Genomic DNA, 24,152 nt, shown 5'->3' with positions numbered 1-24,152 from the left:
CGCTCGGCCCGCACGAGCGCCGCCGTGCACGCCCGCACTTCGCCGAGCACGCCGTGCGCCCGCGCCTCGCAGGCGTGCAGCAGCGCCTGCACGACCGGCGGGCCGCCGGTCCCCATGCCCTGCTGGGCGACGCGGGCCAGCTGCATGGCCTCCCGGCCGTGGCCGAGATAGACGGCCTGGCGGCTCATGGTGACCAGCACATAGGAGCCGTACGCCCGGTCGCCGGCCGCCTGGGCGAGCCGCAGGGCCTGCACGAAGTACCGCTGGGCGAGTCCGTGCGCGGCGATGTCGTACGACGTCCAGCCCGCGAGCCGGGTCAGGTCGGCCGCGGCTCCGAACAGCCGGCGGCCGGTCTGCTCGTCGTAGCTGCCGCGGAGCATCGGCTCGCACTCGTGCTCCAGATAGCGCACCAGCGCCTGCCGGGCGTGGCCGCCACCGAAGCGGTCGTCGAGGGTGCGGAACAGCTCGCCGACCGAGCGCAGCGCGTTGATGTCGCCGTTGGTGACCCGATGGCCGGGGGCGCGCTCGGCCTGCCCGCGCGCCCGGGGCGGGATCACCAGGGCCTGCCGGCCCTGGGGCTTGGCCGGGGCCGACCGGCCCTGCGGGGGCACGCGGGCCGCCGGTTCGCGGGCCACCTTGTCGTCGGGCTTGCCGATCAGCCAGTCCCGGCTGGGCACCACGAGCCCCGCCGGGGTGAACGCGATCTTGCGCAGCTCGGCGTGGCTGCCGGAGTCCTTGCGCCACAGCCCGCTGACGATGTCGACGGCCTCGACGGGGGTGGCCGCGAACTCCAGCCCGGCGTACACCGGGGCGCAGGCGTCCAGCCCGAGGTCCTGGGCCGTGAGGCGGCGCCCGAGCCGGCGGGTGAAGACCTCGGCGATGAGGGCGGGCGTGGTACCCCGCGGCTGCTGTCCGCGCAGCCAGCGGGTGACGGAGGTCTTGTCGTATCTGAGGTCCAGCCCGTGCTCCAGGCCGAGCTGGTCGACGCGACGGGCCAGACCCGCGTTGGAGAACCCCGCTTCTGCGATGAGCGCGGCGAGTTGGCGGTTGGGGGTGCGCTGCGCGGGTCGTTCCGTCATCTGCGGTGCGGTCTCCTGCCTTCCGTGCCTCTGAAGTGCCCGGTTTGCCTTTGAGCAGCCTTTATGGCCGCACGAACGGCGCGAATGTAGCGGAGAGTGAGCAGGCGATCGCACATTCCGCAGGGCATTCATCCGATCGTGTGAGGAACGCCCGCAGGGCTGACGCACACGGGTCGGACGTACAGTGGCGTGGGCGCGTTACGTGCCTGACACACCGGTCGCTCGGTCGCTGAGGGAGGCGCTTGCCGTGAGTGAGTTGCGGTTCGTCCGCATGGGGTTCGGAGCGGAAGCCGTCGATTACCAGGAGGCCTGGGACGAGCAGCGCCGGGTGCACGCGGCCCGGTTCGCCGACGAGGTCCCGGACACCGTGATCCTCCTGGAGCACCCGCCGGTGTACACGGCGGGCCGCCGCACCGAGAACAGCGAGCGCCCGCTGGACGGCACCCCGGTCATCGACGTGGACCGCGGCGGCAAGATCACCTGGCACGGCCCGGGCCAGCTCGTCGGCTACCCGATCCAGAAGCTCCCGCGCCCGGTGGACGTCGTCGCGCACGTACGGCGCCTGGAAGAGGCGCTCATCCGCACCTGTGCCGAGTTCGGTCTGGAGACCACCCGGGTCGAGGGCCGGAGCGGCGTGTGGGTGCTCGGTGACCCCGTCGAGCAGCGGCCCGCGCTCGGCGGGCTGTCCCTGGACTTCGACCCGCGGCTGCAGGACGAGGAGTTCGACCCCCGCCTCAACGGCCCCGAGTACGCCCCCTCCAACGCGGGCCAGCGGCGCGAGGACCGCAAGATCGCCGCGATCGGCATCCGGGTGGCCAAGGGCGTCACCATGCACGGCTTCGCGCTCAACGTGAACCCCGACAACAAGTGGTTCGACCGGATCATCCCGTGCGGGATCCGGGACGCGGGCGTGGCCTCGCTCGCGGGCGAGCTGGGCCGGGACGTCACCATCGAGGAGGTCCTGCCGGTGGTCGAGCGGCACCTGACGGACATCCTGGAGAACGCGGAGCTGAAACCGCGGGTGATCGAGAAGGCCTCCGCCTGATACCGCGCCCCTCTCGTCTGATAGCGCGCCCCTCCCGTCGGGGAATGCGCCCTGCGGTTGCGGGGTTGGCCTCAGCGGCAGGGCGTCATGAGCACGGGCGTACGCTGGAGTGCGCCGAAGAATCGAAGATTCACGCAAGTCAAACAGCAGGGAGCCGGTCGTGTCCGCAGTCGCACCCGACGGACGCAAGATGCTGCGCCTGGAGGTCCGCAACAGCCAGACCCCCATCGAGCGCAAGCCCGAGTGGATCAAGACCCGGGCGAAAATGGGTCCCGAGTACACGAAGATGCAGAACCTCGTGAAGAGCGAGGGCCTGCACACGGTCTGCCAGGAAGCCGGCTGCCCGAACATCTACGAGTGCTGGGAGGACCGCGAGGCGACCTTCCTCATCGGCGGCGACCAGTGCACCCGGCGCTGTGACTTCTGCCAGATCGACACCGGCAAGCCCGAGGCCCTGGACCGGGACGAGCCGCGCCGCGTCGGCGAGTCCGTGGTCACGATGGACCTGAACTACGCCACCATCACCGGCGTCGCCCGCGACGACCTGGAGGACGGCGGCGCCTGGCTGTACGCCGAGACCGTGCGCCAGATCCACGCGCAGACCGCGGACCGCGAGGGCGGCCGTACGAAGGTCGAACTGCTGGCCCCCGACTTCAACGCGATCCCCGAGCAGCTCGCCGAGGTCTTCTCGGCCCGCCCCGAGGTCTTCGCGCACAACGTCGAGACCGTCCCGCGGATCTTCAAGCGGATCCGCCCCGGCTTCCGCTACGAGCGCTCCCTGAAGGTCATCACCGAGGCCCGCGACTACGGCCTGGTGACCAAGTCCAACCTGATCCTCGGCATGGGCGAGACCCGCGAGGAGGTCAGCGAGGCGCTGAAGCAGCTGCACGAGGCGGGCTGCGAGCTGGTCACCATCACCCAGTACCTGCGCCCCTCCGTCCGGCACCACCCCGTCGAGCGCTGGGTGAAGCCGCAGGAGTTCGTCGAGCTGAAGGAGGAGGCCGAGCAGATCGGCTTCTCCGGCGTGATGTCGGGTCCGCTGGTGCGGTCGTCGTACCGCGCCGGGCGCCTCTACCGGATGGCGATGGAACAGCGCGAATCCTCCGCTCCGCAGCAGGGCGGTTCGTACATCGCCGCACAGGCGGTGTGAGCGGCGCGTGTGAATTCGCGCACAAGCAATTACCGGTCAGTAATGGCCGAGTCGACGCGGTCCTGACCGTCCTCGCTGATGAGGGCGGACATCAGGGCCGCGTCAGCGTTTCAGTGCTCTGTATCAAGGCTTCATTGGTGTTTGACCGGTCGGACACGCCCTGGTAACACCAATCAGTGACTCTGGTATCACGCCTCGTACACCACCCGCTCCGAGGGGGGACCTCGATCATGCAGGCCGCGCCCGTACGCGCCACCGCCATCCCGTCCTTCGCCGACGCTCTCCGCGCCGTCGAGTCCCTGCTCATGAGCGGCGGTCAGCGCACCGCCCGCCGTAACGCGTGGACCTCCGTGCTGGAGGACCGCCGGCGTGCCAAGGACCGGGTCGAGGCGCAGCGTGTCCTGGAGCAGGCCGCGGGCCGCTCCTGACCCCTTGCCTTCCCCTCCCCCGTCCCATCGCCTCCCCACCCCCGTCCCTTCTTCCTTCTCCGCTCCTCCCCTCCGGGCACTGCCGTCGTCCGCACTCCCGGGGCCACGTAGACTTCGTGGCATGGCGAGGAAGGAACCCGCGGCGGACGCCGCGAACGCAGGGCGACTGAAGCAGATCGCTCTCACATACAAGATGACCCGCAAGGCCGACAAGAAGATCGGTCTTGTCCTCGGGGCCGTCGGCATCGGCACCTTCGCGGTCTTTCTCGCGATCGGCTTTCTCCTCGGCCACCCCGTCTATCTGGGCATCTTCGGCCTGCTGATCGCCGTGCTGGCGACGGCGATCGTGTTCGGCCGGCGGGCCGAGCGGGCCGCCTTCGGCCAGATGGAGGGCCAGCCGGGCGCCGCGGCCGCCGTGCTGGACAACATCGGCCGGGGCTGGACGACGACTCCGGCGGTGGCGATGAACCGCAGCCAGGACGTGGTGCACCGGGCGGTCGGGAAGGCCGGCATCGTGCTGGTCGCCGAGGGCAACCCGAACCGGGTGAAGAGCCTGCTGGCCGCCGAGAAGAAGAAGATGAACCGCATCGTCGCGGACGTCCCCGTGCACGACGTGATCGTCGGCACCGGCGAGGGCCAGGTGGAGCTGAAGAAGCTGCGCACGACCATGCTGAAGCTCCCGCGCGTGCTCACCGGCCCCCAGGTGACGGCCACCACCGACCGGCTGCGGGCCATGGGCGACCTGATGAGCAACATGCCGCTGCCGAAGGGACCCATGCCCAAGGGCATGCGGATGCCGAAGGGCCGCTGAGCCTCCTACGACCCCCTTGGCGGCGACCGCCGGTCAGTTCAGCGACCGGAACTCCCGCTCGCAGTAGACCATCGGCGACCCCTCGCCCAGCCGTACTCCCGTTACCCGGCCGATCAGGATCGTGTGATCCCCGGCCGGGTAACGCGCGTATGCGGCACAGTCCAGCTGCACCGGCGCCTGCTGCACCGCCGGCAGCCCGGTGGGGCTCGGCTGGAGCAGGGCGTCGGAGAACTTGTCCGCGCCCTTGGTGGCGAACAGCAGGGCCAGCGGCTGGTGCTCAGGGGCCAGCACGCTCACCGCGAAGTGGTCGCACCGGGCGAAGACCGCCGCCGAGTCGGCCGCGTCCGCGAGGCACACCAGGACGAGTGGTGGCTCCAGGGAGACGGAACAGAAGGAGCTGGCCGTGAAGCCGCGCGGGGTGCCGTCCTCGCAGCAGGCGGTCACCACCACCACGCCCGACGGAAAGCGCGCCATGGCGTCCCGGAACTCCTCCGGCGTCACCTCGGGCGCCATCACATCCTGAGTATCGGTCATACCGCGTACCACCTGTCCCGAAGTCCGGCGGGGCCCTGGCGGGCGGCGACAGACCGTGTCCAGGCCGTCACGGCCACCGATCACGACTATGCCGTCGGTGTGGGGAGCGGGCAACCGAAGGGGTGTCCTGCGGAGCGGTGCCGGGTGCGGGTCCGTCGTGGCTCGTCGCGCAGTTCCCCGCGCCCCTTGAGGCATGCTGCAGTGCGCCTGCACAAGGGGCGCCGGGAACTGCGCGGCAACCCACCACCTGCCGCACCCGGCAACAGCGAAGCGCCCTCAACGGCGTACAGCCGCTATCCGCGCCCTCAGATCCGCACTTCGACGGTCTGCGCCAGCCGGTCATGCAGGCCGCGCCCATCCCGGTCCCAGATCAGCGCCGGAATCGCGAGACACAGCAGCACCGTACGGACCAGCGCGCGCACCGGGCTCACCGTGCCGGTCCGCAGGGCCACCACCCGGATGCCGAAGAATCGCTTGCCCGGTGTGAAGCCGATCGTGCCGACGGTCAGGGCGCTCATGACGAAGAAGACGCCGAGTGCCCAGTTGCTGGTAGCGGGGCTGTAGCCGTGGGTGATCAGCCCGTATGCGATCAGGACACTCAGACCCCAGTCCACCGCGAGCGCGCCGAGCCGTCGGCCCGGGCGGGCGACGGAGTTCGGCCCCTCCTCCGGGAGGCCCAGCTGCTCACCCCGGTAGCCGAAGTCCGCACCGGCCTCTTCCATGGCCGCGCGGGGCCCGGAGAGCCACGATCCGAGTGCTTGCCTGTTGTCCACGCGTCCACGGTACTGTGCCCGGTTTCGGTCACTACGCCGAGGGGTGTGTCGGAGCTACGGTGGACAGGTGACCGGTTAACTTCTGCGAAACAAATGGGTCACGCCCGAGAAATCACCCGTCCCTAGGGTCGAGACCAGCGTGTGCCACCGCACTGGCCGCACGAACGATCTACCACCCCGGCGAGGACGGTCGGGAGTAGGAGGAGCTGGATGTTCCAGAACGCCGACGAGGCCAAGAAGTTCATCGCGGACGAGGACGTCAAGTTCGTCGACGTCCGGTTCTGCGACCTGCCGGGCGTCATGCAGCACTTCACGGTGCCCGTTGAGGCGTTCGACCCGGACGAGGAGCTGGCCTTCGACGGATCGTCGATCCGCGGTTTCCAGGCCATCCACGAGTCCGACATGGCCCTGCGCGCCGACCTCTCCACGGCCCGGGTGGACCCGTTCCGCCGGGACAAGACCCTCAACATCAACTTCTTCATCCACGACCCGATCACGGGCGAGCAGTACTCCCGTGACCCGCGCAACGTGGCGAAGAAGGCGGAGGCGTACCTGGCGTCGACCGGTATCGCCGACACCGCGTACTTCGGCCCCGAGGCCGAGTTCTACGTCTTCGACAGCGTCCGCTTCGCCACCACCGCGAACGAGTCCTTCTACCACATCGACTCCGAGGCGGGCGCCTGGAACACCGGTGCCATCGAGGACAACCGTGGTTACAAGGTCCGCTACAAGGGCGGCTACTTCCCGGTCCCGCCGGTCGACCACTTCGCCGACCTGCGCGCCGAGATCTCCCTGGAGCTGGAGAAGAACGGCCTGAAGGTCGAGCGCCAGCACCACGAGGTGGGCACCGCCGGCCAGGCGGAGATCAACTACAAGTTCAACACGCTGCTCGCGGCCGCCGACGACCTGCAGCTCTTCAAGTACATCGTGAAGAACGTGGCCTGGCGCAACGGCAAGACCGCGACCTTCATGCCGAAGCCGATCTTCGGTGACAACGGCTCGGGCATGCACGTGCACCAGTCGCTGTGGAGCAACGGTGACCCGCTGTTCTACGACGAGGCCGGTTACGCGGGCCTGTCGGACACCGCCCGCTACTACATCGGCGGCATCCTCAAGCACGCTCCGTCGCTGCTGGCCTTCACCAACCCGACGGTGAACTCGTACCACCGTCTGGTGCCGGGCTTCGAGGCGCCGATCAACCTGGTGTACTCGCAGCGCAACCGCTCCGCGGCCATGCGTATCCCGATCACCGGCTCCAACCCGAAGGCCAAGCGCGTCGAGTTCCGCGCCCCGGACTCCTCCGGCAACCCGTACCTGGCCTTCTCGGCCCTGCTCCTCGCGGGTCTGGACGGCATCAAGAACAAGATCGAGCCGGCCGAGCCGATCGACAAGGACCTGTACGAGCTGGCTCCCGAGGAGCACGCGAACGTCGCCCAGGTCCCGACCTCGCTGCCGGCCGTCCTCGACTCGCTCGAGGCCGACCACGAGTTCCTCCTCCAGGGCGACGTCTTCACGCCGGACCTGATCGAGACGTGGATCGACTTCAAGCGCACCAACGAGATCGCGCCGCTCCAGCTGCGTCCGCACCCGCACGAGTTCGAGCTGTACTTCGACGTGTGACAGACGCTCCCGCGGACTGGACAGGCCCCTCGGCTCAGCCGGGGGGCCTTCCCCGTGCTCAGCCCGTGCGCCGGAAGCGGCGACGGGCCGACGCCTGTGCGCGACCCGGCCGCTGGGCGCCGCCGTCGCCGAGGTGTCCGCCGAGCAGCTCCATCACAGCGCGCTCGCGACGATCGAGGATCTGTACGGAGTCGTCGTCCCGTCCGCGGCGTCCCTCGGCTGAAATTCGTCCGCCCCGGCCCCGGGGCGGGCAACCTTTCCCGCTTCCCAGGCTTCCTACTCTCGGGGGATCATCACTCCTGACTCTGCCGGACGAGAGAGGTTTAACGGGGATGACGGAAAACGACAACTGGGAGCGGGAATTCGATCACCGCTGGGCGAATTCCGCCGAGCACAAGGAGCCCTCCGCCCGGGCCCGGATGCTCGCCGCGCGCTGGAAGGAGAACCCGCCGAATCCGGCGCCCTTCCGCGCCGACCCCGATCCGGCGCCGCGCCGGTCGTCGTGGGCGTCCACGGCCATGGTCTTCGGCTGTGTGATCGCGGTCATGGTGCTGATCGGGCTGGTGCAGTTCGGCTCGGCTCACTAGCCCGTCGTAGCGGACGACTAGGGACGTACAGCGGACGTACAGCCGACGTACAGCGACAGCCGGCGACTCACAGGTACGTTTTGCTGCTCCTAGGGTCGTTCCCGACCACTTCATGGGAGTCGGCAGGTGCACACTGGACAGCGGGACGAGTGCCTGACTGCGGGGTGATGCAAGATGCAGAGCCGCTTCCGGAGCGATCGACGGCTGACCGTGCGCATGGGGCTCACACTGTTCCTGCTCGGGCTGCTGTACGTGGGCTTCATCGCAGCGTTGATCACGCTGCTGAGGTCCTGGGTGCTGGTCGTCGTGCTGGTCGGAGCGATGTTCGTGGCACAGTTCTGGTTCTCCGACCGGATCGCCATGTTCGCGATGCACGGCCGGGTCGTGGAGCGCGAGGAGTATCCCGAGCTGCACGCGGTGGTGGACCGGCTGTGCGCGATCGCCGACATGCCCAAGCCGGTGGTCGCGGTGTCCGACATGGACATGCCGAACGCATTCGCGACCGGCCGGAATCCCGACCACGCCGTGGTCTGTGTGACCACGGGGCTGCTACGGCGGCTGGAGCCGGCCGAGCTGGAGGGCGTGCTGGCGCACGAGCTGTCGCACGTCGCGCACAAGGACGTCGCCGTGATCACGGTCGCGTCCTTCCTCGGGGTGCTGGCGGGCCTGATCGTGCGGTTCGCCTTCTACTCACAGGTCTTCGGCGGAGGCCGCAGGGACCAGAACACGGCGGTCGTCTTCGCCGCCATCATGGGCGTCTCCGCAGCGGTGTATGCGATCAGCTTCCTGCTGATCAGGGCGCTGTCCCGGTACCGGGAGCTGGCGGCCGACCGGGCCGCGGCGCATCTGACCGGACGGCCCTCGGCGCTGGCGTCGGCACTCACCAAGGTCTCCGGGGACATTGCCCGGATCCCGACCAAGGACCTGCGCACCGCCCAGGCCTTCAACGCCTTCTACTTCACCCCGGCGACCGGGAAGGAGCCCGGTGTCGAGCGGTTCTTCTCCACGCACCCGAGCCTGGAGCAGCGGCTGGAGCAGCTGGGCCGGATCTCGGCGGAGCTGGGCGAGGCCGCCACTCCCGGGAAAGCGGGCTGAACACATGGCACTGCGGAAGGCGGGCTGAGCATTGGGGCTGCTGGACATCCTGCTGGGCCGTACGAAACCGGTCGCGCCCGATCTCGACCAGCTCTTCGCGCTGCCCTCGGCGGCCGTGACCCTCCAGGCCGCGGCCGGTTTCACCCCGACCGGGACGGGGGCGGTGTGCTTCGCCACGGTGGAGGGGGCGGCCTTCGAGCAGACCCACCGGGAGGTGCAGGCGCTGCTGGACGCGGACACCGACCGCAGCGGCCCACCGGTGGAGCTGCGGCGGGACGACTACGGCTACTCCTGGCTGGTCTCCGCGCGCAGCCCGGAGCAGCTGCCGGAGCTGGTCAACGATCTGCACGCGGTGAACAGCGCGATGGAGGTCAACGGCTTCGGACCGCAACTGCTGTGCTCGCTGGCCGCGTTCACGGACGACGGCGGCCGCAAGCTGGCACTGGTCTATCTCTACAAGCGCGCCGCGTTCTATCCCTTCGCCCCGCTGCCCGGCAGCGGCGAGCGGCGGGACAGCGCGCTCGAACTCCAGGTGAAGGCGGCGCTCGCGAACGATCTGCGGATCGAGCAGGACCTGAGCCGCTGGTTCCCGGTGTGGGGCGCCCCCGGTCTGTGACCGGGGACGCCGTCGCTCACCTGCTCTTCTCGCGCTCCTGCCGACGGGACTCGAAGGGGCGCTCACGGCGGTAGCGGCGCTCCCACTTGGCCTGCCGGTCCCGGCGCTCGCGGTAGGCGCGGTAGCTGTCGGGCGGGGGCGGGGCGCCCACGCCGGTGCCGGTGGCCGGTGGTGTGCCGGGGGAGCCACGACCGTGCGTCGCGTACAGATACAGCAGCGCGACGGCGGCGAGCCACCACAGATGGTTTCCGATTCCGAGGATCACCAGGACGACGGTCCCGGACACGACGATGCCACGCATGACGGACCTCCTCCGTGGAATGAGGGTGGCTGGGGTGGAGTGTGTCGGCTTCGTGCCGTTTGTTCAGCGTAGGGACGACGGGAGGAGGACCGCATCCCGTTTTCCGCCCGGGCGAGACCGCCGTGAGTGAATGGCCCCATGAGCGAACTCTCCGGTTTCACCCACGACTTCGACGAGTTCGCCGGGCACGGCTGCCACATCCTGGAGGACAGACGGTCGCCGATCTCGTACGGCACTACGCCGGACGGCTGGCGGAGTTCGCGTGCCCTGGAGGCACTCCGGGCGTACGAGGGCCGGGCGGTGCTGGTGGTCCCCGGCACCGACGCGGTCATCCCACCGGCCGTGACCGAGGCCGTACAGGACGCGCTGTCGGCACGGTCCCGGTACGCCCGCTTCGAACTCCCCCAGGCACAGCACTGGTTGGGCCTCTGGTTGCGTGACCACGCCGAGGACCGGGAGTTCGTGGCCCGTCTGCTGGATGCCGGGTGTCCCAGCGGGGCACCCGGCATCGGCGACGGTGTCGGTGTCGGTGTCGGTGTCGGTGTCGGTGTCAGCGGTTGTAGCGCATGAAGGCGCGGACCATGTGGCAGGTGGTGTCGGAGGGCGGACGCATGCCGATTTCCTCCGCCTTGCTGCGGATCCTCTCGTCGCGGGCCTGGGCCGGGAGGTAGATCCCCGAGTCGAGCAGGGCTATGGCGAGGCGCATGGCCTTCAGACGGCGGTTGTGGGTGACGTACCACTCGCGCGGGCGTCCGGCCGGCAGCGGTCGCTTTGTCACGGGCTCGTAGGGCGAGTCGAACAGCACGGGGTGCTGGGCGGTGGACTGGGTGGGCAACGGTTTCGGCTTCAGGGCGGCAGCGGGCACAGGCATCCTCCTGTCGTGGTCAGGGCACCGGCCGGACGGCCCGGCGATGCCCTCGAACACTGCCTCCAGTTTACTGCCCTGCACTGACATCGAGGGAGTCCGCAGGATCCGGCAAATGTCCAGGTCGGCAGGGTAATTGACCGTCTGTCACGGCCGGTTTGCGTGATGCCTGTGGGGTGGCTTCATATTCGAACAGGGGGTGTCGGCAAGGGTGGTCGGCCGGGGCCTGTGTCCGTCCCTGCGGCCATGGCCCGCAACGCGCCCTTGTCCACTGTGCCGTTCCCGGTGAGAGGCAGGCACTCCGTCCACCAGAGCGTGGTCGGACGGTGCGCCGGAGCGAACTTCTCCGCCACGAGCGCACATGCCTCGACGGCGGCGGACCGGCTTGCCGTACGGCCGGGTGCCGGCACGAGGAAGGCACAGACCTCCTCGCCCGTCAGGGCACTGGGTCTGCCGACCACGGCGGCCTGACCGACGGCGGGGTGCCGGGCGAGGGCCGCTTCGACGGGCAGGCTGTAGATGTTGTATCCGTCGACCACCACCATGTCCTCGACGCGGTCGTCGAGGTAGAGATAGCCCTCGCCGTCGAGGTGTCCGAGGTCGCCGGTGCGCAGCCACCCGTGCCGCAGCACCTCCGCGGTGAGGTCGGGCCGCATCCAGTAGCCCGACATACCGGCCGCCGACCGCACCCACACTTCGCCCAGCCGCCCGGCGGGCAACGGCCGCCCGGCATCTCCGGGCTCCCGTACCTCGATCTCCACGCCGGGCGCCGGGCGCCCCACCGAGCCGAGCAGCCAGGGCCGGCCGGCGAGGGCCGCCGCGTGATCGGCGGGGGTCAGCCGGGTGATGACCGAGGTCTCGGTCGCCCCATAGCCCTGCTGCCAGCGGCAGCCCCAGGCGGTGACCGCCTGCCGCAGCCGCTGCGGCAGGACCGGCGCGGCGCCGTAGGTGATCGCTTCGAGGCCCGGAATCCCGTCGGCGGTCCGGGGATCCTCGAGGAGCCGGTAGATCATGGGCGGCATCAGATAGGTCGACGCCGGCCCCAGCCTGCGGCAGGCGGCCGCCAACTGCCCCGTGTCGAAGGCGGACAGCACCTCCACCCGGCCCCCGGAACACCACTGTTCGAGGCAGCGGCCGCCGGACCGCGCGGCCAGGGAGGTCACCGAGATGTAGGTCCCCGGACCGCGGTGGCCCTCGGTGCCGCGCGTGTCCTGGCCGCCGGGGCGCGCCGCCAGCGCACGGAAGGTGGTGGCGACGCCTTTCGGGCGGCCGGTGGTGCCTCCCGTGTACGCCACCCGGGCCACATCGTCCTCGCGGGCCGCGACCGGCACCGCGACCGCTTCGCGAGGCGCGGCCCGTGTGAGCACCTCGGCCAGAGTCAGCCGCGACACCCCCGTGTCGGGCACCGGAATGTCGTGCACCACCAGGTCGGGACGGCAGTCCCGGAGCATGTGTTCCACTCCATAGGTGGACGCGTCCCGCACCACCAGCGTCAGCCGTGCGCCGAGGAGATGGGCGGCGGTCCGCAGGAGCAGCGCCTGAGCCCGGTTCTCACCCAGCGCACACGCCAGACCGGAGCCACGGCACACCCCCGCGTCGCCCAGCACGCCGGCGATCCGGTAGACCTCTTCGAGCAGTGCGCCGTGGTCGAGCACGCGACCGCCGAGGCCCGCACCACTCAGCGCCGGGCGGCCGGCGTGGCTCTGCAGTGCCTCGACGAGCCGGGTCACGTAGGTCGCCGCCACAGTTCCATGGAAAGCCGGGCACGACCGCGGTGCAACACAGACCCGCGCACCGTGACACCAGGCTCCCCCACCGGCGGGAGCCGGTTCTCGCATACCGTGTGCGGCATGGAAATCTGGATCAATCCGGCCTGCTCCAAGTGCCGCAGCGCCATCAGCCTCCTCGACGCCGAGGGGGCCGAGTACACCGTCCGCCGCTATCTGGAGGACGTGCCGAGCGAGGACGAGATCAGGGCCGTACTCGACCGGCTGAACCTCGAACCGTGGGACATCACCCGCACCCAGGAGGCCGTGGCCAAGGAGCTGGGGCTCAAGGACTGGCCGCGGGAAGAGGGTTCCCGGGACCGGTGGATCGCCGCGCTCGCCGAGCACCCCAAGCTCATCCAGCGGCCGATCATCACCGCCGACGACGGGACGGCGCTGGTGGCCCGCTCCGAGGAAGCGGTACGCGAGGCCCTCACGCACAACAAGGGCTGAGCCTTCACTCAACTCTCCTTGTGACGCAGGCCACTTCATCGACTCCTGCGAGCGCTGAGCAACCCCGTTCGGTATCTCGTACATAGCGGCGTACCCTCCCCTACCTCTTCAGGAGGCGCGCATGTCGCGCAGGAGAACTCTCGGCACGAAGAAGAAGATCGCGCTGCTCGTCAGCGCCGCGGCGGTGGCGGGCGGCGGGGCCTTCGCGCTGGCCACGACGTCCAACGCCGCCCAGCCGGCGCACAACGCGAAGACCCTCTCCGCCGGGAACTCGACGGTCTGCCAGGGACTCGCCACCGCGCTCGGCAACAACGAGCGGTTCATCGCCGGACAGCAGGCCAACCCGGACGCCCAGTCGGCGGCCCGGATCGCCAACCGGCAGGCGGTCATCGCGCAGATCAAGGTCCAGCAGAAGGCCGCCGGATGCACCGTTGGGGAGTCGGCTCAGGGCTCCCAGACGGCGCCGAGCGCTGCCGCGAGCTCAGCCGCGGGAAACACCGGAACCGGCACGGCCACGGGAAGCGGCACGGCCACCGGCACCGCAGCCTCCGGCCAGCAGGTGTGCAAGGGCTCGACCGTCACCCTCTCCGGCGAGGCCGGCGCCCCGGCCGCGTCAAGCAACCAGTTCCCGGCGGGTACGACCCTGAAGGTCACCAACCTGGACAACAACAAGTCCACGACGGTGAAGGTCACCTCGGTCTCCGGCAGCTGTGCGCTCCTCAACAACGCGGCTTTCGAACAGGTCCGGGAACCCGGAAAGTTCCTCATCCGCCACGCCCTGATCGAGAAGGTGGGGTGAGGCTCAGCGGCCCGACAGAAAGCCGGTGAGACGGCCGGCCAGGGCCGCCGGTGCCGCGTGGGGCAGCGCGTGATGGGACACGTCCGGCAGTACGGCGGTCTCGACGTGCGGCAGCAGCGCCGTCGCCCTGGCCACTACTTCGCGGGGGTCATGGGTCCTGCTGTTCGCCGCCACGAGCAGCAGGACCCGTGTGTCCAGGGCCCGCAGCGCGTCCGGCGCCGGGCGCGGGCCCGTCACCGGCTTCGCGGCCGGGAAACCGGCGGCCGCCTCCTGGAGGGCGAGCCAGTCGGGATCCAGTTCGTCCCCCACTCTCGGCTGCGCTCGAGCGGGAGGGACCCCCATCCCGGTCTCCCACTCCAGGAAGGCGCGGACGCGGCGGGGCGTGGGCCGCAGCAGCATCGGCAGGGCGCGGAGCAGATACGCCGCCTTGAACCCGGCGAAGCACTGGGTCGGGTCCAGGAGGAACAGGCGGCGTATCCGGTCCGGGGCGCGCAGGGCGTAGTGCAGGGCGATCCAGCCGCCGTACGAGTGGCCGCCCACGTCGGCCGATGCGGCGCCCAGACCGTCCATGAGCGTCTCCAGCCAGCGCGTCAGGTCGGCGACTGTGCGGGGGTGACGGTCGCCGGCCGGGCCGCTCAGCCCCGGGGCACCGGTCACATCGACCGCGTAGACCCGGCGGATCCGGGCCAGTTCCGCGATCTGGGCGTACCAGGAGACGGAGGTGGCTCCGCCACCGCCCGGCAGCAGGAGCAGCGGGGGCGCGTCGCGGGGGCCGCAGGCGTTGACGCGGGTGGCGCCGAAGGGAGTGGTGACCGTCAGCGCCTCCCGCCCGGCGGGCCACTTCGCCAGGACCTTGTCGTACGCAACCCGGAAGACCTCGCCGTCGTACCCGGTCATGGGATCGCCCCCTATTATCTCGCTCAACAAGATATTCGCTGAGCGAGATAATAGCTTCGGAGGTCCCGCGTGCAGCCCGAAATGGAGATCGTCCATCTGCTGCGTGCCGTCGCCGTCGAACTCGGCCTGCACAGCGCCCGGTTCGCGCAGCGGAACGGCATGCACCCGACGGACGTACGCGCCCTGATCGCGCTGATGGACGCGCGGCGGGCGGGTGAGGAGATGAGCGCCGGGCGGCTCGGGGCCGGGCTCGGGCTCAACTCGGCAGGCACCACGGCGCTGCTGGACCGGCTGGAGCGGGCGGGTCAGGTGCGGCGGGTGCGCGGGGAGAGCGACCGGCGGAAGGTCGTCGTGGAGGTGACGGACGGCGCCGTCGAGCTCGGCACGTCGTTCTTCGGGCCGCTGATCGAGCGGTCGGTGGAGCTGCTGCGCGGCTACGACGACCACCAGCGAGCCGCCGTCCGGGACTTCCTCGACGGGGTGCGGCAGGCCGCGGCGGAGGGCACCCATACCCCGCCTTCCGGCACCTCACAAGGTGAGCCGTGACACAGAACCACCAGGTAACACGGGGTTCACATACGGGCAACGGCCGGGAAATGGCCTGTTGACAGGCTGCCGGGCAGATCGACGCGGCGCCCCGGTGCCGTAGCGCCGCAGCACTCGCAGCACCCGCACCGCCGCGTGCCCGACACATCCCCGAAGGAAGTGGCCCCGTGACCTTCAAGGCTGAGTACATCTGGATCGACGGCACCGCGCCGACGGCCAAGCTCCGTTCCAAGACGAAGGTCATCGCGGGTGCCCCGGCCGGTCTCGACGCTCTGCCCATCTGGGGCTTCGACGGCTCCTCCACCAACCAGGCCGAGGGCCATGCCTCCGACCGTGTGCTCAAGCCGGTCTTCAGCTGCCCCGACCCGATCCGCGGCGGCGACGACATCCTGGTGCTGTGCGAGGTCCTCAACACGGACATGACCCCGCACACCTCCAACACCCGGGCCGCGCTGGCCGAGGTCGCCGAGCGGTTCGCCGCGCAGGAGCCGATCTTCGGCATCGAGCAGGAGTACACCTTCTTCGACGGCGCCCGTCCGCTCGGCTTCCCGGAGGGCGGCTTCCCGGCGCCGCAGGGCGGCTACTACTGCGGCGTCGGCGCCGACGAGATCTTCGGCCGTGACGTCGTCGAGGCCCACCTGGACAACTGCCTGAAGGCCGGCCTCGGCATCTCCGGCATCAACGCCGAGGTCATGCCGGGCCAGTGGGAGTTCCAGGTCGGCCCGCTCGCCCCGCTGGAGGTCTCCGACCAGATGTGGGTGGCCCGCTGGCTGCTGTACCGCACCGCCGAGGACTTCGGCGTCTCCGCGACCCTCGACCCGAAGCCGGTCAAGGGCGACTGGAACGGCGCGGGCGCGCACACCAACTTCTCCACCAGGGCGATGCGCGAGGGTTACGACGCGATCATCACCGCCTGCGAGTCGCTCGGCGAGGGCTCCAAGCCGCTCGACCACGTCAAGAACTACGGCGCCGGCATCGATGAGCGTCTGACGGGCCTGCACGAGACCGCCCCGTGGGACAAGTTCTCCTACGGTGTCTCCGACCGCGGTGCCTCGGTCCGCATCCCGTGGCAGGTCGAGAAGGACGGCAAGGGCTACATCGAGGACCGCCGCCCGAACGCCAACGTCGACCCGTACGTGGTGACCCGCCTGCTCGTCGACACCTGCTGCTCCGCCCTGGAGAAGGCCGGCCAGGTCTGACCCGCCTCCCGGAAGGGGGCGTCCACCGCGAATGGTGGGCGCCCCCTTCCGCATGTCGTACGGTCACCCGTCCGGATGCCGAGACAGCGTTCCGGACCGCCCGGCGGGCGGGAAGCCGCTGATCAGGCCCTGACGGGCGCCCGCGCGACGGACCTGCCACGTCAACTTCACGCCAAGGAAGCGTCCAAGCAGTGAGAGGAGGGTCCTGCCCGGCGCCGGTGTCTGCTTCAATGGGCGCATGGCCAGCTTCCAGAAGATCACCGCGACGGGTCGCCATGACCTCGAGCCCTTCTGGCCTTCCCGTCAGCACCACGACTTCGACCGGGTGTGTTGCCGCGCCACGAACGCGCGGGCCCTCTAAAGCCGTACCCCCGGCCTTCGGCCAGCGCGAAGCGACGTACGTCCTCCGGCGCGCCCCGACCACGAATCGCGGCCGTCGCCCCGTCCGACGAACTTCTCGCGCGAAAGAGCTGACCTCTCATGGCGACCTCTCGTTCTCTCACCTCCGCCTCCACTCTGACCGCCCCCGCCCGGCACCGGCTGCGCGCCGTGGACCGGGACGAGGTGGTCGACGTCGCGGACTTCCTGCCGCCGGGCGCCACCTGGCTGCCCGCCCCGCAGCACACCCTGCCCACCCTCCCCGGCCAGCCGCCGATGGTCGGCTATCTGGTGCTGGTCCCGGCCGACCGGCGGCCGCCGTTCCTGCCGGTCGCGGTACCGGACCAGCCGGAGACGGCCCCGGACGCGGACACGCATGCGGACAGCGGCGCCGAGCCGCTGGTGCGGATCGATCCCGTGCGGCGCACCGCCGGCGTCGACGGTCGCGAACTCGACCTCACCTACCTGGAGTTCGAGCTGCTGGCGCACCTGGTGGCCCATCCGCACCGGGTACACACCCGCGACCAGCTGGTCACCACGGTGTGGGGCTACGGCCACGTCGGCGACGGCCGCACCGTCGACGTGCACATCGCCCGGCTGCGCCGCAAGCTGGGCACCGAACACCGCCAGGCGATCCAGACGGTGCGCCGGGTCGGCTACAAGTACACCCCGCCGACCGGCCGCTAGGCCCTGTCGTCAAACTCCCGTCCTCCGCCCGGAGGGCGGGCTCGGCGGCGGCGATGGGGGTACCCCCGCGCGAGCAGAGCCGAGCGTGGGTGAGCGTCGGCGACCGACGACTACGCGGCTGGGGGTGCCCGCGCGCGAGCGTATTGGAGCGTGGGGGGAGCCTGCAGCCGCAAGGCGGACGGCAGCGCCGCCGGGGGTGCCCCCCACGTCCTCAGGGCAGTGAGGGAGGGCGTGCCGGCCCCCGCGTCTGCGACAGGATCCGCCGACAGGCCTGGCCCGCCCGTTCTGCCCTCGGCAGAGTCCCGTGCCGTCACGTGCCCCGGGCGGGCACGATCGCCGGTATGAGACTTCTGGTGCTGGGCGGTACGGAGTTCGTGGGGCGGGCGGTCGCCGAGGCCGCGGTGGCGCGCGGCTGGGAGGTGACCGTGTTCCATCGGGGGCGGCATCAACCCCCGTCTGGCGTACGGTCGTTGCACGGCGACCGCACCGCCCCGGACGGCCTGGCCGCCCTCGCCGCCGGCCCGGGCGGCTGGGACGCCGTGGTCGACACCTGGTCGGCCGAGCCCCGCGCCGTGCTCGCCGCGGCACGGCTGCTGCGGGGCCGTGCCGCGCGGTACGTGTACGTCTCCAGCCGGTCCGTGTACGCCTGGCCCTGGCCCAGCGAGGGCGGGCCCGCCGAGGCCGGGGCGGTGGTGGAGGGCGCCGCCGCCGACGCGGGACCGACGGACTACGCCCGCGACAAGCGGGGCGGCGAGCTGGCCGCCGTCGAGGCCTTCGGAGAGCAGAACTCGCTGCTGGTGCGGGCCGGGCTGATCCTCGGCCCGTACGAGAACGTGGGCCGGCTGCCCTGGTGGCTGAACCGGATCGCCCGGGGCGGCCCGGTCCTCGCTCCAGGCCCGCGCGAGCTGCCGGTGCAGTTCATCGACGCCCGCGACCTGGCCGGCTGGCTGCTCGGGGCGGTCGAGCGGTCGCTGAGCGGGCCGTACGACCTGGTCGGCCCGCCGGGGCACACCACCATGGGCGAGCTGCTCGACACCTGTGTCCGGGTCACCGGCGCCGACACCGAGCTGCGCTGGACCGACCCGGAGGTGATCCTGTCCGCCGGGATCGAGCCCTGGACCCAGCTGCCGGTGTGGGTGCCTCCGGACGACGAGCTGTACGCGGCCGCCCACCGCACGGACGTCTCCCGGGCGCTGGCCACCGGCCTGGAGTGCCGGCCGGCCGCGGAGACCGTGGCCGACACCTGGCACTGGCTGACCGGGATCGGCGGCGAGCCGCCCCGGCGCCCGGACCGGCCGCCCGTCGGCCTCGACCCCGAGGCGGAGGCGGAGGCGCTGGCCGGGGCCAGGCCCTGCCGTCAAACTCCCGTCGTCCGTCCGTAGGGCGGGCCCGGCGGCGGCGATGGGAGTCCTCCCCCGCGTCCCCCCGCGCGAGGCTCGATTCGAGCGTGGGGGAGCGTGCAGCCGCACGGCGGAGGAGGGAGTTTGGTGACAGGGCATAGGGGTGTACCTGGCACCACCCCGCAAGAGGCGACTTCGGACGACTGACGCGCGCGGGGCCGTCGGCGAGACTGACGGCATGAACACCGACACGAAGAGCCACGACGTCCGCAGCCGGGCCCGCCGGGTGCTGCTGGCCGGCGTGCAGGGGCTGGTGCTGGCCCTGGTGGTGCTGCCCTGCGGTGTGGCGTTCCTCGTCCTGACCCTCGTCTCCCTCGCGCTCATCCCGCTCGGCATCGGGCTCGTCACCACCCCGGCGATCCTGACCGGCGTACGGGCCCTGGCGGACGCCCGCAGGCGGCTCGCGGCGGAGTGGTGCGGGATCCGGATCCCGGCGGTGTACCGGCCGCACCACGAGGGCGCCAAACCGTGGACCCGCACCTTCACCCTGCTGCGGGACCCGCAGGTGCGGCGGGACCTGCGCTGGCTGCCCGTGGACTTCACGGCGGGCTTCGTCACCGCGCTGCTCCCCGCCGTGCTGGTGTTCTGCCCGATCGAGGGGTTCCTGCTGGCGGCCGGACTGTGGCGGGCGTTCGTGCCGGCCACGGGCGACGCCTACTGGTATCTCTTCGTGCCGGTGTCCGGCCAGGGGACCGCCTTCCTCGCGGCCCTGCTCGGCGCCGTGCTCCTGGTCGTCGCCTCCCGTCTCGCCCCGCGCACGGTGAAGGCCCACTTCGAGCTGACCCGCGCCGTGCTCGGCGGTGACGCCGAACTCGCCGAGCGGGTCCGGGTGCTGACCGAGACCCGGCGGGACGCCGTGGACACCTCCGCCGCCGAACTGCGCCGCATCGAGCGGGACCTGCACGACGGGGCGCAGGCCCGGCTGGTCGCCATGGGCATGGACCTCGGCACCATCGAGTCGCTGGTGGAACACGACCCGGCGCAGGCCAAACGGCTGCTCGCCCAGGCCCGCCGGAACTCCGCCGAGGCCCTGGAAGAGCTGCGCGACCTGGTGCGCGGCATCCATCCGCCGGTCCTCGCCGAACGCGGGCTCGGCGACGCCGTACGGGCGCTGGCGCTGCGGCTGCCGCTGCCGGCCGAGGTGAGCGTGGAGCTGCCGGGCCGTGCGGACGCGCCGGTCGAGTCGGCGGCCTACTTCGCGGTCAGCGAGGTGCTCACCAACGCCGTCAAGCACTCCGGCGCCGACCGGATCTGGGCCGACGTGCACCACTCCGACGGGCGGCTGCGGATCACGGTCACCGACAACGGCAAGGGCGGCGCGGCGATCGGCGCCGGGTCGGGGCTCGCCGGGGTCGAGCGCCGGCTCGGTACATTCGACGGCGTCCTGGCCGTCAGCAGCCCCGCCGGCGGCCCCACCCTGGTGACGATGGAGATCCCGTGCGCGTTGTCCTAGCCGAAGACCTCTTCCTGCTGCGCGACGGACTGGTGCGGATGCTGTCGGCCTTCGGCTTCGAGATCGCCGCCGCCGTCGATTCCGGTCCCGGACTCACCCGGGCGCTGGCCGAGTTGGAGCCGGACGTGGCCGTGGTCGACGTACGGCTGCCGCCCACGCACACCGACGAGGGCCTGCAGTGCGCGCTCGCGGCCCGCAAGGCGCGGCCGGGGCTGCCGGTGCTGGTGCTCTCCCAGCACGTGGAGCAGTTGTACGCGCGCGAGCTGCTCGCGGACGGCACCGGCGGGATCGGCTATCTGCTGAAGGACCGGGTCTTCGACGCCGAGCAGTTCATCGACGCCGTACGGCGGGTCGCGGCCGGTGGTACGGCGATGGACCCGCAGGTCATCCAGCAGCTGCTGTCCCGGCGCGCGGCCGACGACCGGCCGCTCGCGGGCCTCACCCCGCGTGAGCTGGAGGTGCTGGAGCTGATGGCGCAGGGCCGGTCGAACGCGGGCATCGCGGCCCAGCTGGTGGTGACGGAGCGGGCCATCGCCAAGCACACCTCCAACATCTTCACCAAGCTGGGCCTCGAGGTGTCGGACGACGACAACCGGCGCGTCCTGGCGGTCCTCGCCTATCTCGACCGGGACCGATGACTGGGACCGATGACCGTGGCTGATGGCCGGGACCGATGACCGCAATCGGTGTGACCTGCCAACTCCCCCGTTTCCACGGGGAATTTGTGAGACCGGTGAACACCTCTGAGGCGGCGTCCGTATGGAAGGGCGCCGCTTCACTCCTGTCGGGCGCCTCGATGCTGCCCCGCAAGCCCGCAAGGAAGTCAGAGGAGTTCCATGGGACGCAACACACGAAAACGCCGTACGCCGCTGGCCACCAAGGCCATAGCCGCATCGGCGGCCCTAGCGCTCGGTGGGGGCGGGCTGATCTGGGCGAACTTCTACGCCTCTGCGCACGAGTCGAACAACCAGTCGTGGGGAGGCAATCAGACCAAGGCCGCGACGGCGCAGGTCGCGACGATCTCCTGCCCGGACGTCCAGCAGAAGCTGACCAACGTGCCCTGGCGGGCCCGCCAGGGGGTGGCGACCGAGCTGGCCAACCTCGACAAGCAGATCACCGAGGCCTACACCCGGCTCGCCTCCACCCGGGACGCGCAGGCCAAGGATCCGAGCTTCGTACAGAACGCGATCGTCGGCCCGCTCAAGGACAAGCGGACCGCGACGATCGACCGGATCCGCATCGACATCCAGCGGGTCGGCGGGTCGGTCAACGGCTGGCTGTCCCAGCTCGCCGCCTGTACGACGCAGACCGCCAACCAGACCACCGCCGGGGGGCAGCAGCAGAACAACGGTGGTCAACAGCAGAACAACGGCGGACAGCAACAGAACAACGGCGGTCAGCAACAGGGTGGCCAGCAGCAGGGCAACAACGGTGGCCAGGGCGGTGACGGTCCGTCCGCCGCGGACTTCGTGGACATCACGAAGGTCGCCCCGAACGTCCAGGGCAAGCCGCAGAACCAGCAGAACGCCTCGACCGGCACGTTCATCACGCGCTGTGGCGTGAACGCCAACCAGAACCACAACAGCGACAACGTGATCGTCGCGCCCGGTGTGACCAACGGTGCCCACCACGTGCACGACTATGTCGGCAACCAGAAGGTCAACGCGTTCTCCAGCAACCAGACGTTCCTGCAGGGCGGCACCAGCTGCCAGAACCGCAACGACCTTTCGGCGTACTACTGGCCGGTCATCCGCGAGCAGGACGGCACCCAGGAGCAGGACGCGAACGCGGACGGCGGCGGCAAGGACCTCAACGTCGGCAAGATCCTGGTCGCCCAGCAGGCGCAGATCAAGTACGTCGGCAGCCCGGCGAGCAAGGTCGTCGCGATGCCGCAGTTCCTGCGGATCATCACCGGTGACGCCAAGGCCTTCGTCAACGGCCCGGCCAACGCCAACGCGCACTGGAGCTGCACCGGCTTCGAGAACAAGGTGCAGCTGACGGACAAGTACCCGATCTGTCCGCAGGGCAGCCAGGTGGTGCGCTCGTTCGCCTTCCAGAGCTGCTGGGACGGCGTGAACATCGACAGCGCCAACCACCGCACACACGTGGCCTTCGCCGACCCCGCGAGCGGGGCCTGCCCGAACGGCTTCAAGGCGATCCCGCAGCTGACGATGCGCCTGGTGTACAACGTGCCGCAGCCCGTCATCCAGGCGGACGGCACGGTGAAGAACGCCTACGCGGTGGACGGCTTCCCGGAGGAGCTGCACAAGCCGATCACCGACCACGACGACTTCATCAGCGTCACCACCGGCGGTCTGGCCAACAGGATCGCGAACTGCGTGAACAGCGGCCGCAGGTGCGCCTGATCACCTGACACGGGCCACAGAGACAAGGCCGGTGACGGACCCCCCTCCCGTCACCGGCCTTTCCGTGGCTCAGCCGCTGTGCGCGGAACCACCATGCATGGAATGGGAGGAGTGATTCGTACCCACCTCCACGTCCCCGCCGAGCGTGCCGCGCAGCGCCTTGACGACGCCGTCGTCGCCGACCGCGACCCATTTGCGGCCGACGAGGTAGTAACCGCCGTAGTCCTTCGCGTCGTTGATCCACTCGCGCTGGCCGCGGTCGGTGGCGAAGGTGGCGAGAATGAACTTGCCGTCGCTGTTGGCGCAGATGGCCTGCCGGAGTTCATCGGCGTCGGTCTGCATGTTCGGCCTGCACTTCACCTCGGCGGCCAGGCTCTCCAGGCTGCCGGTCGCGGTGGGCGGGACCGCCTTGGTTCCGCCACCCGCACCGCAGCCCGCCAGCGCCAGTACGGCCGCGGCGGCCGGCAGCAGTCGTGTCACCCTCATCTGTTCCTCCGGTCCTGTGGGCCCAGCATGCCTCAGCTCCTTCGGATACGGCTCCCGGCCGCCGCCTGCTCAAAGGTGACGGCCGAAAGGGCTGAATCACCCATCCGGGGTGACCAACGTCCGGCTCGCTCGTTTTCCCTGACGTGCAGTCACAGGATGTAGCCCAGCGTCACGCCCCCGCCTCCGCCGGACAGCCCGCACCGGTCGACCTCGAGCAGGCCGAGGCCGCGCTCGTCGAGCACTATCCACGGCTGGTCCGGATCGCCTATCTGGTGCTGCCACCCGGACTCGGCCGCAGCCGCCGGGTGCTGACCGCACACTCTCTCGCCCAGCGCTCCCTGCCCAGCGGCCGGGGGCAGCAGCCCGTGATCCCGGCGCAGGCCTCGGGCGAGGACGGCGACCCCGGGTACGCCTTCCTGCGCGAGCGTGTCCTGACCACGGCCCTGGAGGCGGCCCGGCCCCGCAAGGGCCTGCCCCGGCTCTCCCAGCTGCCGCCGCTGCTGCCCCAGGTGTGGGGCCTCAAGCTGTTCCCGCGCTCCGGCGGCGCCGACGAACTCGCCCTGGACCAGCGGCTGTCCGCCCTGTCCGGCCCGGCCCGCGCCGCCTATGTGCTGCGCGGCCTGGAGCAGCTGCCGGACGCCGATATCCGGGAGCTGCTGACGGCCGCCGGGGTCGACGACCCGGGCGGCGCGCTGGCGCAGGCGAACGGCGTGCCCACCCAGCCCGCACTGCTCGCCTCCGCCGAGTTCGACCCCTGTCTGCTGCAGGCCCGGCCCACGGATCTGATGCGCCGCCGCCAGCACTCCAAGGCCGCGCTC

At 70.9% G+C, this 24,152-nt stretch carries 26 protein-coding genes and 2 pseudogenes; 20 read left to right on the top strand and 8 right to left on the bottom strand.

Annotated features, from left to right (window positions below; all coding sequences use genetic code 11):
- Positions 1-1,079, bottom strand: a 1,079-nt coding sequence (locus tag M878_RS80280) for an NsdA family TPR-like regulatory protein (RefSeq protein ID WP_023551318.1), incomplete at its 3' end; no start/stop codon positions are given.
- A gap of 247 nt (positions 1,080-1,326) precedes the next feature.
- Between M878_RS80280 and lipB the strand changes: the two genes are divergently transcribed.
- The 4 genes from lipB (at position 1,327) to M878_RS80260 (ending at position 4,513) form a co-directional block, all read left to right on the top strand.
- Positions 1,327-2,124: a lipoyl(octanoyl) transferase LipB gene (lipB, locus tag M878_RS80275; protein ID WP_031226321.1), complete on the top strand. Its 798-nt coding sequence runs from the start codon at positions 1,327-1,329 to the stop codon at positions 2,122-2,124.
- A gap of 160 nt (positions 2,125-2,284) precedes the next feature.
- A complete protein-coding gene (gene lipA / locus M878_RS80270; protein WP_023551316.1) occupies positions 2,285-3,274 on the top strand; it encodes a lipoyl synthase in 990 nt (329 codons plus the stop codon).
- Between the two features lie 230 nt (positions 3,275-3,504).
- Positions 3,505-3,702 (top strand): SCO2195 family GlnR-regulated protein, encoded by a 198-nt coding sequence (locus M878_RS80265; RefSeq protein WP_023551315.1) that lies wholly within the window; start codon positions 3,505-3,507, stop codon positions 3,700-3,702.
- A gap of 121 nt (positions 3,703-3,823) precedes the next feature.
- Positions 3,824-4,513: a DUF4191 domain-containing protein gene (locus M878_RS80260; protein WP_023551314.1), complete on the top strand. Its 690-nt coding sequence runs from the start codon at positions 3,824-3,826 to the stop codon at positions 4,511-4,513.
- A gap of 33 nt (positions 4,514-4,546) precedes the next feature.
- Here M878_RS80260 and M878_RS80255 read toward each other — a convergent pair whose 3' ends face one another.
- Together M878_RS80255 and M878_RS80250 are read right to left on the bottom strand one after the other, a co-directional pair.
- Positions 4,547-5,047, bottom strand: coding sequence for a flavin reductase family protein (locus tag M878_RS80255; protein ID WP_031226320.1), 501 nt, complete (start codon positions 5,045-5,047; stop codon positions 4,547-4,549).
- Positions 5,048-5,352: 305 nt separating this feature from the next.
- Positions 5,353-5,820, bottom strand: a complete 468-nt coding sequence (locus M878_RS80250; RefSeq protein ID WP_031226319.1) for an RDD family protein — start codon at positions 5,818-5,820, stop codon at positions 5,353-5,355.
- A gap of 210 nt (positions 5,821-6,030) precedes the next feature.
- Between M878_RS80250 and glnA the strand changes: the two genes are divergently transcribed.
- The 5 genes and pseudogenes from glnA to pspAB all read left to right on the top strand — a co-directional run bounded on the left by glnA (position 6,031) and on the right by pspAB (position 9,738).
- Positions 6,031-7,440, top strand: a complete 1,410-nt coding sequence (gene glnA, locus M878_RS80245; RefSeq protein WP_023551311.1) for a type I glutamate--ammonia ligase — start codon at positions 6,031-6,033, stop codon at positions 7,438-7,440.
- A 97-nt stretch (positions 7,441-7,537) separates the two neighbouring features.
- A pseudogene (locus M878_RS95100) lies at positions 7,538-7,663 on the top strand (cysteine hydrolase); the annotation flags it as partial.
- Between the two features lie 109 nt (positions 7,664-7,772).
- Complete coding sequence (locus tag M878_RS80240; RefSeq protein WP_023551309.1) at positions 7,773-8,027, top strand: SCO2583/SCO2584 N-terminal domain-containing protein; 255 nt, start codon at positions 7,773-7,775, stop codon at positions 8,025-8,027.
- 174 nt (positions 8,028-8,201) lie between these two features.
- Positions 8,202-9,122: a zinc metalloprotease HtpX gene (gene htpX, locus M878_RS80235; protein ID WP_023551308.1), complete on the top strand. Its 921-nt coding sequence runs from the start codon at positions 8,202-8,204 to the stop codon at positions 9,120-9,122.
- A 31-nt stretch (positions 9,123-9,153) separates the two neighbouring features.
- Complete coding sequence (pspAB, locus tag M878_RS80230; protein WP_023551307.1) at positions 9,154-9,738, top strand: PspA-associated protein PspAB; 585 nt, start codon at positions 9,154-9,156, stop codon at positions 9,736-9,738.
- 16 nt (positions 9,739-9,754) lie between these two features.
- Here the strand turns inward: pspAB and M878_RS80225 are convergent, their stop codons facing one another.
- Positions 9,755-10,039: a hypothetical protein gene (locus M878_RS80225; protein ID WP_023551306.1), complete on the bottom strand. Its 285-nt coding sequence runs from the start codon at positions 10,037-10,039 to the stop codon at positions 9,755-9,757.
- 138 nt (positions 10,040-10,177) lie between these two features.
- On the opposite strand from M878_RS80225, the gene M878_RS000000101505 reads away from it, so the two are divergent.
- Positions 10,178-10,609 carry a hypothetical protein gene (locus M878_RS000000101505; RefSeq protein WP_023551305.1) on the top strand — a complete coding sequence of 144 codons (432 nt, stop codon included), beginning with the start codon at positions 10,178-10,180 and terminating at the stop codon, positions 10,607-10,609.
- Here M878_RS000000101505 and M878_RS80215 read toward each other — a convergent pair.
- Positions 10,590-10,904 carry a hypothetical protein gene (locus M878_RS80215; RefSeq protein WP_023551304.1) on the bottom strand — a complete coding sequence of 105 codons (315 nt, stop codon included), beginning with the start codon at positions 10,902-10,904 and terminating at the stop codon, positions 10,590-10,592. The genes M878_RS000000101505 and M878_RS80215 overlap by 20 nt on opposite strands.
- 182 nt (positions 10,905-11,086) lie before the next feature.
- Complete coding sequence (locus M878_RS80210; RefSeq protein ID WP_023551303.1) at positions 11,087-12,649, bottom strand: class I adenylate-forming enzyme family protein; 1,563 nt, start codon at positions 12,647-12,649, stop codon at positions 11,087-11,089.
- Between the two features lie 105 nt (positions 12,650-12,754).
- Between M878_RS80210 and M878_RS80205 the strand changes: the two genes are divergently transcribed.
- Both M878_RS80205 and M878_RS80200 read left to right on the top strand, forming a co-directional pair.
- Positions 12,755-13,123 (top strand): arsenate reductase family protein, encoded by a 369-nt coding sequence (locus M878_RS80205; protein WP_023551302.1) that lies wholly within the window; start codon positions 12,755-12,757, stop codon positions 13,121-13,123.
- Between the two features lie 121 nt (positions 13,124-13,244).
- Positions 13,245-13,922, top strand: a complete 678-nt coding sequence (locus M878_RS80200; protein WP_023551301.1) for an RlpA-like double-psi beta-barrel domain-containing protein — start codon at positions 13,245-13,247, stop codon at positions 13,920-13,922.
- A gap of 3 nt (positions 13,923-13,925) precedes the next feature.
- On the opposite strand, the gene M878_RS80195 is transcribed toward M878_RS80200, so the two are convergent.
- Entirely contained in the window at positions 13,926-14,819 is an 894-nt protein-coding gene (locus M878_RS80195) for an alpha/beta fold hydrolase (RefSeq protein WP_023551300.1), read from the bottom strand.
- Between the two features lie 81 nt (positions 14,820-14,900).
- Here M878_RS80195 and M878_RS80190 point away from each other — a divergent pair, with 81 nt between their 5' ends.
- The 7 genes from M878_RS80190 to M878_RS80160 all read left to right on the top strand — a co-directional run bounded on the left by M878_RS80190 (position 14,901) and on the right by M878_RS80160 (position 22,848).
- Complete coding sequence (locus M878_RS80190; RefSeq protein WP_023551299.1) at positions 14,901-15,365, top strand: MarR family winged helix-turn-helix transcriptional regulator; 465 nt, start codon at positions 14,901-14,903, stop codon at positions 15,363-15,365.
- A gap of 167 nt (positions 15,366-15,532) precedes the next feature.
- Positions 15,533-16,564: a glutamine synthetase gene (glnII, locus tag M878_RS80185; protein ID WP_023551298.1), complete on the top strand. Its 1,032-nt coding sequence runs from the start codon at positions 15,533-15,535 to the stop codon at positions 16,562-16,564.
- Positions 16,565-17,044: 480 nt separating this feature from the next.
- Positions 17,045-17,629 (top strand): winged helix-turn-helix domain-containing protein, encoded by a 585-nt coding sequence (locus M878_RS80180; protein ID WP_023551296.1) that lies wholly within the window; start codon positions 17,045-17,047, stop codon positions 17,627-17,629.
- A gap of 341 nt (positions 17,630-17,970) precedes the next feature.
- Positions 17,971-19,011, top strand: a complete 1,041-nt coding sequence (locus M878_RS80175; RefSeq protein ID WP_209445572.1) for an NAD-dependent epimerase/dehydratase family protein — start codon at positions 17,971-17,973, stop codon at positions 19,009-19,011.
- A 196-nt stretch (positions 19,012-19,207) separates the two neighbouring features.
- Complete coding sequence (locus tag M878_RS80170) at positions 19,208-20,482, top strand: sensor histidine kinase (protein ID WP_023551294.1); 1,275 nt, start codon at positions 19,208-19,210, stop codon at positions 20,480-20,482.
- Positions 20,467-21,120: a LuxR C-terminal-related transcriptional regulator gene (locus M878_RS80165; RefSeq protein WP_023551293.1), complete on the top strand. Its 654-nt coding sequence runs from the start codon at positions 20,467-20,469 to the stop codon at positions 21,118-21,120. The genes M878_RS80170 and M878_RS80165 overlap by 16 nt, the downstream gene beginning before the upstream one ends.
- Positions 21,121-21,318: 198 nt before the next feature.
- A complete protein-coding gene (locus tag M878_RS80160) occupies positions 21,319-22,848 on the top strand; it encodes a DUF1996 domain-containing protein (RefSeq protein WP_023551292.1) in 1,530 nt (509 codons plus the stop codon).
- Between the two features lie 69 nt (positions 22,849-22,917).
- Here M878_RS80160 and M878_RS80155 read toward each other — a convergent pair whose 3' ends face one another.
- Positions 22,918-23,334, bottom strand: coding sequence for a hypothetical protein (locus M878_RS80155; RefSeq protein WP_023551291.1), 417 nt, complete (start codon positions 23,332-23,334; stop codon positions 22,918-22,920).
- A 143-nt stretch (positions 23,335-23,477) separates the two neighbouring features.
- On the opposite strand from M878_RS80155, the pseudogene M878_RS80150 reads away from it, so the two are divergent.
- A pseudogene (locus M878_RS80150) lies at positions 23,478-24,152 on the top strand (hypothetical protein); the annotation flags it as partial.

The sequence above is a fragment of the Streptomyces roseochromogenus subsp. oscitans DS 12.976 genome (assembly GCF_000497445.1).
Taxonomy (GTDB): Bacteria; Actinomycetota; Actinomycetes; order Streptomycetales; family Streptomycetaceae; genus Streptomyces; species Streptomyces oscitans.
Note: the sequence above shows the minus strand (reverse complement) of the source record. Positions and strands in the feature narration are given on the sequence as shown.